Origin of the sequence: Rhizobium sp. JAB6 (assembly GCF_003024605.1) — a bacterium.
In the GTDB taxonomy this organism is placed as follows: domain Bacteria; phylum Pseudomonadota; class Alphaproteobacteria; order Rhizobiales; family Rhizobiaceae; genus Rhizobium.
Map to the genome: position 1 here is coordinate 139,335 of NZ_PYJQ01000011.1, position 12,558 is coordinate 151,892.

The following is a 12,558-nucleotide window of genomic DNA, read 5'->3' on the forward strand; positions in this document are numbered from 1 at the left end:
AATAAAGAAACTGGTCCGCTATTTGAATGATAGATCGATGCGGACTATATGGGGATTGATCTTTTAATTTTAACGGTGGTTCCGATACGAGATGGGTGCAAACGACTTTGTGACGATCTTTTTCCTGGTGGCAGCGGTGCTGATCTTCTTTCAGTTGCGCAGCGTTCTCGGCCGCCGCACGGGGAATGAGAAGCCGCCGCGCGATCTCTACGGTTCCGCCGATCCGGCAAGCAGCCAGACGGCGCCGGATGCCGGCAAGGTGGTGACCCTGCCGCGGCGCGACGGTCCCGAAGAGGAAGATCGTTTTGCCGCCATCGATGCCTTCACCCCGGCCGGCACGCCCCTCAATGATTCACTGCGCGAATTGAGCAAGGCCGACCCTTCCTTCAATCCCAAGGAATTCGTCAACGGTGCCCGCATGGCCTACGAGATGATCGTCATGGCCTTTGCCGAAGGCGACCGCAAGTCCCTGAAGGGCCTGCTGTCGCGCGAAGTCTATGACGGTTTCGATGCCGCCATTGCCGATCGCGAAGCGAAAGGCGAAACGGTCAAATCCACCTTCGTCGGTATCGACAAGGCAGACATCGTCACCGCCGATCTGAAGGGAACGGAAGCCTTCGTCACCATGCGCATCGTCAGCCAGATGATCTCTGCCACCTATGACAAGGCCGGCACCTTGATCGATGGCGATGCCGAGACCGTTGCCGAAATCAGCGATCTCTGGACCTTCGCCCGCGACACGCGTTCGCGCGATCCGAATTGGAAACTCGTGGCGACCGAATCGGAACAATGACAAGCTCATCGCAGGAATTCAGGTTAGAGCCGGCAACCTTCGCCGATCTGAAGGGCTGGGAGGAGGACGACCCTTCCAGCCTTTTTCACGCAATGAGAGACTGTCGAAATCATATCCGTTCGGTAAAGCCCTATCGCACCGGCGCCGCTGGACTGACGGCCGAGGATCTCCTGACGCTGCTCGACGCCGCAGAAGGAAAAGAACCGCTCAATGCGGCCGAAGCCCGGGCTTTTTTCGAGGAACGCTGTCAGCCCTTTTTCATTCGCCGCGATGGGGATGCCAGGGGTTTCGTGACCGCCTTCTTCGAGCCGGAAATCGAAGTCTCGGCCGAGCCGAACGAGATCTACTGCTATCCCTTTTATCGCCGCCCGGACGATCTGACCGATCTCGATGACGGCAATCGCCCCGCCGAGCTCGATCCGTCCTACATGTTCGGCAGGCTTCAGGACGGGATAATTTCCGCCTATCCCGACCGCGGCGAAATCGACCGCGGCTATCTCGATGGCAAGGGGCTTGAGATCGCCTGGGCGAAATCCAAGGTCGATGTCTTCTTCGTGCATGTGCAGGGTGCCGCGCGCCTGCGCTATCCCGATGGGCGTCTCGGCCGAATCACCTATGCCGCCAAGGCCGGTCATCCCTTCTCCGCCGTCGGACGCCTGCTCATCGACCGCGGCCTGCTGGATCGGGCAACGATCTCCATGCAGACGATCCGCGATTGGCTCTACGCGCATCCGGAGCAGGTCGATGAAGTCCTCTGGCACAATCGGTCCTACATCTTCTTCCGCGAGGCCGATGTCAGCGACCCGGCTCTGGGGCCGATCGCTGCGGCGAAAGTGCCGCTGGTACCGGGCCGTTCCCTAGCGGTCGACCGGCTCATCCACACCTTCGGCTTCCCCTTCTTCATCCGTTCGGAAACTCTGACGCATCTCGATGCCGGCAAGCCCTTCGCGCGGCTCATGCTGGCGCTCGATACCGGCTCGGCGATCGTCGGGCCGGCGCGTGGCGATATCTTTACCGGCTCCGGCTATGATGCCGGGGAGCTCGCCGGCACCGTGCGCAATGACGCCGATTTTTATATACTCATTCCAAAGGCGGCGGCGCAGAGGTTCGGCTGATGGCCCCGAAACGGCAGAACAAGGAACGAAAGCTCAGTGCGGAAGACCGCATCCTCTGGGGTAAGGTCGCCAAGAGCACGCGCCCCATGCCGGGACGAATGGCTGATATCGAGGCTTTCGAAGCAGCGCTGCAGGCCGAAGCCGAGAGCGAGGAACGCAGCCGTTCTGCAAAGGCAAGACCGGCGCCCGCAGCGGCAGAAGCGCCGGAAGTCCCCGCGCCCGCAAGGCTGTCAGCCGGTCGCCATCATCCGCTCGAGCGCCCCGTCAAGCGCAAGATAGCTAAGGGCCATCTGGCACTCGAAGCCCGGATCGACCTTCACGGTCTCATCCAGAGCGAGGCCCATGGCATGCTTCTGGATTTTCTGATGCGTGCCCATAGCCGCGGGCTGCGCCATGTGCTCGTCATAACAGGCAAGGGCAGCTCCATGGGAAGCGAAGGGGCGCTGAAGCGCGCCGTGCCGCTCTGGTTTTCCAAGCCGGAATTCCGCTTTTTGATTTCTTCCTACGAGACGGCAGCGCAGCATCATGGCGGCGAGGGCGCGCTCTATATCCGCTTATCGCGCCTGAAAGGGGAGAAGCTTTGACCCCTTTTGGCGAGGCGGTGCGGAAATTGAGGTTGCGAAAGGGCGTTTCGCAGAAGCAGATGGCCGAGGCGCTGAATGTCACCCCGGCTTATTTATCCGCCTTGGAACACGGCAAGCGCGGCCTGCCGACCTTCGACCTGTTGCAGCGGATCGCCGGATACTTCAACATCATCTGGGACGAGGCCGAGGAATTGTTCCTGCTGGCGCGATTTTCCGACCCGCGCGTCGTCGTGGATACCTCGGGACTCCCGCCGGAATATACGGCTTTCGTCAACCACTTGGCCGGCAAGATCCGTGGTCTTGACGCAGCAACCATCCGTGAACTATCGCAGGTTCTGGAAAATGCCGGAAAAACCGGCTGAAAACCGCCTTAATCCCCTGTTTTATACCTGATTTCGGGGCCTTCCGTTTGGAACTTGGGGATGAAACATCCTATATTCAGGGCAGGGAAAACCGCTGATTCGTTAGGTCGGATGATTTCAGGTCGAAGCGACATGAAATCTGGATCCGGTCTCAACTCAAAGAAGTAGAGCATGATGTCCTCCGAAAACCGATCTCAATTTTCGGCATCATGTTCCAGCGATCGGCAGGGTTATCTAAAACACTGGAAAGACTTCAATATATGAGCGACACTTCCGTAACCGATAACGGCGGCAATGCCGAATATGGCGCAGATAGCATCAAGGTTCTCAAGGGTCTTGATGCAGTGCGCAAGCGTCCCGGCATGTATATCGGCGATACGGATGACGGGTCGGGCCTGCATCACATGGTCTACGAGGTCGTCGACAACGCGATCGACGAAGCCTTGGCCGGCCATGCCGATATCGTGACGGTCACGCTCAATCCCGATGGCTCCGTTACCGTCACCGACAACGGCCGCGGCATCCCAACGGATATTCACAGCGGCGAAGGTGTTTCGGCGGCTGAAGTTATCATGACCCAGCTTCATGCGGGCGGTAAGTTCGACCAGAACTCCTATAAGGTTTCCGGCGGTCTGCACGGCGTCGGCGTCTCGGTCGTGAACGCACTTTCCGTCTGGTTGAAGCTCAAGATCCGCCGCCAGGGCAAGATCCATGAAATGAGCTTCACCCATGGTGTCGCCGATGCGCCGCTGAGAGAAACGGGTGATGCCGGCAATCTCACCGGCACCGAAGTCAGCTTCATGCCGAGCGCTGAAACCTTCACCATGACTGAATTCGATTACGGAACGCTCGAGCACCGCCTGCGCGAACTCGCCTTCCTGAACTCCGGTGTCCGCATTGTCTTGACCGACAAGCGTCATTCCGACGTCAAGCAGGAGGAGTTGCTTTACGACGGCGGCCTCGAAGCCTTTGTCGCCTATCTCGACCGCGCCAAGAAGCCGCTTGTTCAGAAGCCGGTGTCGATCCGCAGCGAGAAGGACGGTATCACGGTCGAAGTGGCGATGTGGTGGAACGACAGCTATCACGAAAACGTGCTCTGCTTCACCAACAACATCCCGCAGCGCGACGGTGGCACGCATATGGCCGGCTTCCGTGCGGCTCTGACGCGCCAGATCACATCCTATGCGGATTCGTCGGGTATCACCAAGAAGGAGAAGGTGACGCTGACGGGCGACGATTGCCGCGAAGGCTTGACCGCCGTGCTGTCGGTCAAGGTTCCCGATCCGAAATTCTCGTCGCAGACCAAGGACAAGCTGGTTTCCTCCGAAGTCCGCCCCGTCGTCGAAAGCCTTGTCAACGAAGCGCTCAGCACCTGGCTCGAAGAGCATCCGTCCGAAGCTAAGGTTCTGGTCGGCAAGGTCGTCGAAGCCGCCGCCGCCCGCGAAGCTGCCCGCAAGGCGCGCGAACTGACCCGCCGAAAAGGCGCATTGGACATCGCTTCGCTCCCCGGCAAGCTCGCCGATTGCTCCGAACGTGATCCGGCCAAATCGGAAGTCTTCCTTGTCGAGGGCGATTCGGCGGGCGGTTCGGCCAAGCAGGGCCGTTCGCGCGAAAACCAGGCCATCCTGCCGCTGCGCGGCAAGATCCTGAACGTCGAGCGCGCCCGCTTCGACAAGATGCTGTCGAGCCAGGAAATCGGCACGCTGATCACCGCGCTCGGCACCGGCATCGGCAAGGACGAATTCAACGCCGAAAAGCTGCGCTATCACAAGATCATCATCATGACGGACGCAGACGTCGACGGCGCGCATATCCGTACGCTGCTGCTGACCTTCTTCTTCCGGCAGATGCCCGACCTCATCGAGCGCGGTCATCTCTATATCGCCCAGCCGCCGCTCTATAAGGTGACGCGCGGCAAGTCGGTGCAATATGTCAAGGACGAGAAGGCGCTGGAAGAATATCTGATCGGCCAGGGCACCGACGACACGAGCCTGCATCTCGGCAACGGCGAAGTGCGCGCCGGTCATGATCTGCGGGAGGCGATCTATGACGCACTGCGCCTGCGTACGCTGATCGATAACCTGCACTCCCGCTACAACCGTTCCGTGGTCGAGCAGGCCGCTATCGCCGGCGCTCTCAATGCCGAAATGGTCAGCGATCCCGCCCGCGCGCAGACGCTGGCAAACGACGTCGCCAAGCGGCTTGATATCATCGCCGAGGAAACCGAGCGCGGCTGGACCGGCGCAGTGACGGGTGAAGGCGGCCTGCGCTTCGAACGCACGGTGCGCGGCGTCAAGGAAGTCGTCTTCCTCGACATGGCGCTGATCGGTTCGCAGGATGCCCGCCTCATCGACCAGCTCGGCTCACGGCTGAAGGAAGTCTACGTCACGCCGCCGAAACTCGTTCGCCGCGATGGTGAGACGGAGATTTCCGGACCGCGCAAGCTGCTGGACACGATCTTCGCCGGCGGCCGCAAGGGCCTGACGCTGCAGCGCTATAAAGGCCTTGGCGAGATGAATGCCGAGCAGCTCTGGGAAACGACGCTCGATCCGAACGTCCGCTCGCTGCTGCAGGTGAAGGTCACGGACGCGACCGATGCCGATGGCCTGTTTGCCCGGCTCATGGGCGATGAGGTCGAGCCGCGGCGCGAGTTCATTCAGGACAACGCGCTGAACGTTGCCAACCTCGATATCTGATCGCTGCTTCACATGCAAAAAGGGCCCGCCGGAGGTTTCGGCGGACCCTTTTCTTTTTATCGACTACTTTGCGATGAAGGTGCCGTTGAAGGCCAGGTCCGAAAGCGGCTTGCGCTGGCTCGGCACTTCGCGCTCGCGCAGCTTTTCGGGAAGCTGGTTCTTGTCGCCGATCTTGCCGATCGCAACAGCCGCTTCGACGCGGAAGCCATCGGGAATGCCGAGAACCTCATACGCCTTTTCGACGTGGAAGCCCGTCATGCCGTGAGCTTCGTAGCCGGCTAAATGGGCCTGAATGGCCAGAAAGCCCCAGGCAGTACCCGCGTCGAAGGAATGGCTATAGCTGGGTTTCTGTTCGGCCGAGCCGAGTTCACCGCTGTGAGTGCGGGAAATGACGAAAAGCAGCGCACCGGCGGATTTCACCCAGCCCTGATTGAAGTCGATCAGGACGCTCAAAAAGCGGTCCCAATGTTCCGAACCACGCAGAGCATAGAGGAAGCGCCAGGGCTGCAGGTTCGAGGCGGAAGGAGCCCAATGCGCCGCTTCCAGAATGGTCAGCAGGTCGGCTTCCGGGATGGTCTCGTTGGAATAGGCGCGCGGCGACCAGCGGTCGAGAAAGAGCTTGTCGACCGGATATTGGGATTCGCGGCTGTTGCTTGATGTCATGGGGCTTCTTTCCTTGGAGGGGATCGGCCGCAGGCGGGCGAGACCGGCCATTGGCTTTTTGTAAATAGAGGATGCGAACTTAAACTCGGGCAGTCCAGGTCACATCGAGCTCTTCGCGGAAGGCGAAGCGCTTGAGGTGATCGGCGACGACGTTCTGCATGCGTTCGAGATCTTCGGGCTTCTCGACCGTCAGCGCCATGACGAGGGTGCCCGGCTCAGCTGCAAGATCGAGGAAGTTTTCCGCGCTGAACGGCACCTTGCCGGCGGTGGCGTCGAATTCCACGCTGAAGCGATGGCTCCAGTGCTTGCAGAGCTGCTGGAGATAGCGGCTGGCATGCTCGGTTTTGACATTGGAAACGGATGTCGCCATGGAATTATCTCCGACAATCTTGATCGCAAAACGCATCATTTCCATACATAGAGCCATCCGCATTCGCCAGGTAGACAGTCTGTTTCAAGTTTGCGTTATTCCGGTGAAATTCTGTTCCGCTATGCTTCACGCCTCTAGGAATGCCTACGAATGGAGACAGGACCTTGCTGGTAAACGGGAAATGGGCAGAAGATTGGCAGCCGGTTCAGGCCAAGGATGAGAAGGGCGGCTTCGTTCGCCAGGTTTCAAGCTTCCGCAACTGGGTAACGCCGGATGGCCGGCCGGGGCCGACGGGCGAGGGCGGTTTTGCGGCTGAGGCCGGGCGCTATCATCTTTATGTCGCACTGATCTGCCCCTGGGCGTCGCGCACCCTGATCGGCCGCAAGCTGAAGGGCCTGGAAGACGCGATTTCCGTTTCCATCGTCGAACCTGTATTGTCCAGGCAGGGCTGGCGGTTTGGCGACTATCCCGGTGCGACGAACGATCCGATAAACGGCGCCACCTATATGCATGAGATCTATACGCAGGCCGATCCCGCCTTTACCGGTCGCGCCACGGTCCCGGTCCTTTGGGACAAGCGGAAGGGTACCATCGTCAACAACGAGTCCTCGGATATCCTGCGGATGCTGAATGACGGCTTTGGCGGTTTTGCCAGCAACGACGTCGATCTCTATCCGGCCGGCAAGCGGCAAGAGATCGAAGCCTTCAATGCCCGGATCTATCCGGCGCTCAACAATGGCGTCTATCGTGCCGGCTTTGCCACGACCCAGATCGCCTACGAGGAGGCCTTCAACGAGGTCTTCGATTGCCTCGATCGCATTGAAACCGAGCTGGAGGGCAGGGACTTTCTCTTTGCCGCCTCTCCCACGGAGAGCGACATCAGGCTGTTCGTCACCCTCGTCCGTTTCGATGTCGCCTATCACGGCCTCTTCAAATGCAATCTCCGCCGGGTGTCCGACTATGCCAACCTCCAATCCTTCTGCCGCCGCACGCTCGATTGGCCTGGCGTCGCTGAGACCGTGAATTTCGATCACATCAAGCGCGGCTACTACTCGATTAAAACGATCAATCCCACAGGTATCGTGCCTCTCGGACCGGCGCTTGACGAGCTGTTCTGATACTCGACCGCCTTCAAAAACCGGTCTAAGGTCCGCCTCGCTTGATAGAGCGGGCGATGGATGAGGGAGGACGCCATGAATTGGGAGGAGTTCCGGCAGTGGTCGGAGAAGGCGGCGCATTGGGGCGCGGATTATCGCGCGTCGCTTCGCGATAGGCCGGTACGGGCAAAGGTGGCTCCGGGCGAGATCGCCGCGCATATTGCCGATTCCCCGCCGGAATCGGGAGAAGCCATGGAGGATATCTTCACTGATTTTGAGGATATCCTGGTACCAGGTATGACGCATTGGCAGCATCCGCGCTTCTTCGCCTACTTTCCCGCCAATGCTGCCCCCGTCTCGGTGGTTGCCGAATATCTGGTCAGCGCCATCGCCGCCCAATGTATGCTTTGGCAGACATCGCCTTCCGCGACCGAGTTGGAGACGAAGGTGGTCGACTGGCTGCGCCAGGCCCTCGGCCTTCCGGAGACCTTCACCGGCGTCATTCAGGATTCCGCCTCCACCGCGACCCTTGCGGCAGTGCTGGTGATGCGCGAAAGAGCTCTGGACTGGCAGGGCAACAAAAGCGGGCTTGCTGCCAATAAGGCAGTGCGCATCTATTCGACCGATCAGGTCCACACCTCGATCGACCGCGCCATCTGGATAGCGGGCGTCGGCGAGAAAAATCTGGTGCGCATTCCCTCTGGCGGTCCCAACAAGGCCATGGACTCGAAGGCGCTTGCCGCGGCCATAGAGCGCGACCGCGCGGCCGGGCTTTTGCCCGCCGGTGTCATTGCCTGCGTCGGCGGTACCAGCGTCGGCGCCTGCGACGATATCGCGGCCATTGTCGAAATGGCCCATGAACATGGGCTCTACGTGCATGTCGATGCCGCCTGGGCGGGCTCGGCGATGATCTGCCCGGAATTCCGCGTGCTTTGGCAAGGTGTCGAGCGAGCCGATTCCATCGTCTTCAATCCGCATAAATGGCTCGGCGCGCAGTTCGATTGCTCCGTCCAGTTCGTTCGCGAGCCGGAGACGCTGGTGCGCACGCTGGCGATCCAGCCGGAATATCTGCGCACCCATGGCCATGACGGCATCATCAATTATTCGGAATGGTCGGTGCCGCTCGGACGCCGCTTCCGCGCGCTGAAGCTCTGGTTCCTCTTGCGCTATCACGGCCTGGAAGGGTTGCGCACGATGATCCGCAATCATGTTTCCTGGTCGCAGAATCTGGCGAAGCGCCTCGCCGCAGAGCCGGATTTCGAAATCGTCACCGAGCCATTCCTGTCGCTGTTTTCCTTCGACCACAAGGCGCCTGAGGGCGTCGATCAGGAAAGCCATACCCAGCGGCTGCTCAATGCCATTAACAACGATGGCCGCATCTATTTAACGCAGACTCGCGTCGGCGGTCGGTTGGTCATCCGCTTTCAGGCCGGCCAGTTCGAGGCGACGGCCGATGATATCCACACCGCTTTCGATGTCATCATGGAAATCGCACGATCGTTGTCACAGGGTTAGAAAGCTGTTTTTACGGCACGGAGGGCCGAGCCCTAAAGGCTCAGCAAAATCGAATAGTGACACTGGTGAATAACTCGTTCATATGTGGACCCAGCAATTTTGTCGCAAAGGCAATCTCCTCTTTGAAAATGCAGGGAAGGAAAATCCATGAAACTGTTGCGTGTTGGCGAAGCCGGCAAGGAAAAGCCGGCGCTTCTCGATAGCGACGGCAAGATCCGCGATCTCTCGGCCCGTGTCGCTGATATCGGCGGCGAGACCATTTCACCCGCGGGTCTGGCAAAGATCGCGGCTCTCGATCCCAAGAGCCTGCCCGAGCTGGCGGAAGGCCGCCTCGGCGCCTGCGTTGCCGGCACCGGCAAGTTCATCTGCATCGGCTTGAACTTCTCCGATCACGCTGCCGAAACCGGCGCCACCGTGCCCCCGGAGCCGATCATCTTCATGAAGGCAAGCTCGGCCATCGTCGGCCCGAACGACAATGTGCTGATCCCGCGTGGCTCTGAAAAGACCGATTGGGAAGTCGAGCTCGGCGTCGTCATCGGCAAGACGGCGAAATATGTCAGCGAAGCCGACGCTCTCGACTATGTCGCCGGTTACTGCGTCTCCCACGACGTTTCCGAGCGCGCCTTCCAGACCGAGCGCTCGGGACAATGGACCAAGGGCAAGTCCTGCGACACCTTCGGCCCGATCGGCCCCTGGCTCGTCACCAAGGAGGAGATCGCCGATCCGCAGAATCTCGGCATGTGGCTCAAGGTCAACGGCAAGATGATGCAGAACGGCTCGACCAGGACCATGGTCTATGGCGTTGCCTATCTCGTCTCCTATCTCAGCCAGTTCATGTCGCTGCACCCGGGCGATGTCATCTCCACCGGCACGCCTCCGGGCGTCGGCATGGGCCTGAAGCCGCCGCAGTACCTGAAGCCGGGCGACGTCGTCGAGCTGGGCATAGAAGGCCTGGGCACGCAGCGCCAGACCTTCCTGGCCGACGCGTAAGGCGTGCGAATCTCAGGAACTTTAACTTTCTGAGATCATTGTTGATGCCGGGGAAGCGATTCTCCGGCGTTTTTTATCGATAAGAACCAATTGTAGTTATGTTGCTCTGCAGCAGAAACTGCTAGGTTGGATTAAGGAAGGATGAGGATCGTGCTCGAGGAGCCCTCACTATCCTGCTGCACAGCGCGACTGGAGGAGCGCCGCCGTGAAGGCAGCGACACGCAAGACGCGTGCGCTTCAATGATTTAGGTGATTTGCGCGTTCGCTTACCGCATCACGAAAGGTAAAGCCCCATGTTTTATCAGTTTTACGAACTCAATCATGCCGCTCTCGCCCCTTTTCGCGCCGCGGCAGACATGATGCGCCTAGCCTATGCCAATCCTCTTAATCCCCTCTCTCATACCGTATTCGGCCGCACCTTGACGGCAAGCCTCGAGGTTTTCGAGCGCACCACCCGGCGCTATGGCAAGCCGGAATTCGGCCTTCACCAGACGCAGATCGAGGGCAAGACGGTTTCCGTGCATGAAAAGATCGTCTGGAAAAAGCCTTTCTGCGATCTCATCCATTTCGAGCGCAGCCTGCCCGCCGGCCACAGCGCCGATCCCCGTATCCTGATCGTCGCGCCGATGTCTGGCCACTATGCCACGCTGCTGCGCGGCACGGTCGAAGCCCTGCTGCCGGGCGCCGACGTCTACATCACCGACTGGATCGATGCCCGCATGGTGCCGATGACCGAAGGCACCTTCGATCTTGAGGACTATATCGATTACGTCATCGAAATGCTGCATCATCTCGGGCCGGACACGCATGTCGTGGCAGTCTGCCAGCCGTCCGTACCGGTTCTGGCCGCCGCCGCCGTCATGGAAGCGGCTGGCGATCGCCTGGCGCCCTCATCCATGACGCTGATGGGCGGCCCGATCGATACCCGCATCAATCCGACCGCCGTCAACCAGCTCGCCAAGGAAAAGCCGCTGGAATGGTTCGCCGACAATGTCGTCATGAACGTGCCCTGGCCGCAGCCGGGTTTCATGCGTCCGGTCTATCCGGGCTTCCTGCAGCTGTCCGGCTTCATGTCCATGAACCTCGACCGGCATATGATCGCCCATAAGGATTTCTTCGTGCACCTCGTCAAGAACGACGGCGAGCCGGCCGAGAAGCATCGCGATTTCTATGACGAATATCTGGCGGTCATGGACCTGACGGCGGAATTCTATCTGCAGACGGTCGACCAGGTCTTCATCAAGCATGCACTGCCCAAGGGCGAACTCATGCATCGCGGCGAGCGCGTCGATCCCTCTGCCATCCGCAATATCGCGCTTTTGACCGTTGAAGGCGAAAACGACGATATTTCCGGCGTCGGCCAGACGCATGCGGCGCAAACCATCTGCACCAACATCCCCGACCATATGCGCATGCATTATCTGCAGCCGGATGTCGGCCACTACGGCGTCTTCAATGGCTCGCGCTTCCGCCGCGAGATCGCGCCACGCATCCTGGCCTTCACCCGCGAGCACGCCCGCACCGGCCGGCCGGTGGTCAAGCGGGTCATCAAGGGCGGAAAATCCGCCTGAAGTAAGTAAAATCAGATAGAGCTGGGTGGAGATCAATGGAAAGCCTGGCGCGCAAACTATTAGCTTTTGTTGAATTATTTCGGAAAATTCAGATAGTTGTCGGATTCAGCCGGGAGGCACCATTGAAGCCTCACGAAGCGGTTACCATCTCGATTCCAGCGGTACCGCAGAAGATCGGGCCGTTTACCGCGCCGCGCGTCCTTGGAACGCGCTGAGATGCAGGTAGAGCTTTAAAAACCGCGCAGAAACCTTTCCATCGATCACTGTCGAGCGGGGGGCAATGCGCCGTGCGAGGATACCTGACAATGAACCAATCTGCATTGCTTCGCCCGGATTGGACTCCGGCTACTATTGCCCTGATGGTGCTTGGCTTCGTGGTCTTTTGGCCGCTGGGCTTTGCCATGCTCGCTTATATTCTCTTCGGAGAACGTTTGCGGGAATTCAAACGGGATGTGAATGAAAGGACCGACGGCATGTTTGCTGGCTGCGGACGTTATCGCAATCGTCATCGCCACTCCTATTCCTCCACCGGCAACGTCGCCTTCGACGACTGGCGCAAGGCCGAGCTTGAGCGCCTGGAAGAGGAACGGCGCAAGCTGGATGAAATGCGCGCCGAGTTCGACGCCTACGCCCGCGAACTGCGCCGCGCCAAGGATCAGGAAGAGTTCGACCGTTTCATGCGCGAGCGCAACAACGTCAAGCGCGATGGTAATGGCGGCTCGCCGACCGAATTCCAGACACCGTGACGGAAGTTCCGTCACGAGGTCAAAACCGGCATCCATCGATGCCGGTTTTTCTTTGC

At 59.7% G+C, this 12,558-nt stretch carries 12 protein-coding genes; 10 read left to right on the forward strand and 2 right to left on the reverse strand.

The genetic code is table 11. The features are described from left to right. Window positions 1-91 precede the first annotated feature (91 nt). The 5 genes from C7U61_RS19075 (at window position 92) to gyrB (ending at window position 5,550) form a co-directional block, all read left to right on the forward strand. Window positions 92-793, forward strand: a complete 702-nt coding sequence (locus C7U61_RS19075; RefSeq protein ID WP_106999633.1) for a Tim44/TimA family putative adaptor protein — start codon at window positions 92-94, stop codon at window positions 791-793. Then, window positions 790-1,908, forward strand: coding sequence for a murein transglycosylase A (locus tag C7U61_RS19080; protein WP_106999634.1), 1,119 nt, complete (start codon window positions 790-792; stop codon window positions 1,906-1,908). Before C7U61_RS19075 ends, C7U61_RS19080 begins: the two co-directional genes overlap by 4 nt. Continuing rightward, the gene (locus C7U61_RS19085; RefSeq protein WP_106999635.1) at window positions 1,908-2,492 is read left to right on the forward strand and encodes a Smr/MutS family protein; all 585 of its coding nucleotides are present in this window, start codon (window positions 1,908-1,910) and stop codon (window positions 2,490-2,492) included. Before C7U61_RS19080 ends, C7U61_RS19085 begins: the two co-directional genes overlap by 1 nt. Then, on the forward strand, window positions 2,489-2,854 hold the full coding sequence (locus C7U61_RS19090) for a helix-turn-helix domain-containing protein (RefSeq protein ID WP_106999636.1): 366 nt from the start codon (window positions 2,489-2,491) through the stop codon (window positions 2,852-2,854). Before C7U61_RS19085 ends, C7U61_RS19090 begins: the two co-directional genes overlap by 4 nt. Before the next feature lie 260 nt (window positions 2,855-3,114). Further along, the gene (gene gyrB / locus C7U61_RS19095; RefSeq protein WP_106999637.1) at window positions 3,115-5,550 is read left to right on the forward strand and encodes a DNA topoisomerase (ATP-hydrolyzing) subunit B; all 2,436 of its coding nucleotides are present in this window, start codon (window positions 3,115-3,117) and stop codon (window positions 5,548-5,550) included. Window positions 5,551-5,613: 63 nt separating this feature from the next. Here the strand turns inward: gyrB and C7U61_RS19100 are convergent, their stop codons facing one another. Further along, complete coding sequence (locus C7U61_RS19100) at window positions 5,614-6,213, reverse strand: nitroreductase family protein (protein WP_106999638.1); 600 nt, start codon at window positions 6,211-6,213, stop codon at window positions 5,614-5,616. A gap of 79 nt (window positions 6,214-6,292) precedes the next feature. Continuing rightward, complete coding sequence (locus C7U61_RS19105; RefSeq protein ID WP_106999688.1) at window positions 6,293-6,583, reverse strand: DUF2218 domain-containing protein; 291 nt, start codon at window positions 6,581-6,583, stop codon at window positions 6,293-6,295. Window positions 6,584-6,747: 164 nt separating this feature from the next. Here C7U61_RS19105 and C7U61_RS19110 point away from each other — a divergent pair, with 164 nt between their 5' ends. From C7U61_RS19110 to C7U61_RS19130, 5 genes are all read left to right on the forward strand, one after another. After that, window positions 6,748-7,701: a glutathione S-transferase family protein gene (locus C7U61_RS19110; protein WP_106999639.1), complete on the forward strand. Its 954-nt coding sequence runs from the start codon at window positions 6,748-6,750 to the stop codon at window positions 7,699-7,701. A 75-nt stretch (window positions 7,702-7,776) separates the two neighbouring features. Beyond that, window positions 7,777-9,195 carry a pyridoxal-dependent decarboxylase gene (locus C7U61_RS19115; protein ID WP_106999640.1) on the forward strand — a complete coding sequence of 473 codons (1,419 nt, stop codon included), beginning with the start codon at window positions 7,777-7,779 and terminating at the stop codon, window positions 9,193-9,195. A 147-nt stretch (window positions 9,196-9,342) separates the two neighbouring features. Continuing rightward, window positions 9,343-10,185 (forward strand): fumarylacetoacetate hydrolase family protein, encoded by an 843-nt coding sequence (locus C7U61_RS19120; RefSeq protein WP_106999641.1) that lies wholly within the window; start codon window positions 9,343-9,345, stop codon window positions 10,183-10,185. Between the two features lie 293 nt (window positions 10,186-10,478). Then, complete coding sequence (gene phaZ, locus C7U61_RS19125; protein ID WP_106999642.1) at window positions 10,479-11,756, forward strand: polyhydroxyalkanoate depolymerase; 1,278 nt, start codon at window positions 10,479-10,481, stop codon at window positions 11,754-11,756. A 305-nt stretch (window positions 11,757-12,061) separates the two neighbouring features. Next, complete coding sequence (locus tag C7U61_RS19130) at window positions 12,062-12,502, forward strand: DUF2852 domain-containing protein (RefSeq protein WP_106999643.1); 441 nt, start codon at window positions 12,062-12,064, stop codon at window positions 12,500-12,502. Window positions 12,503-12,558 lie beyond the last annotated feature (56 nt).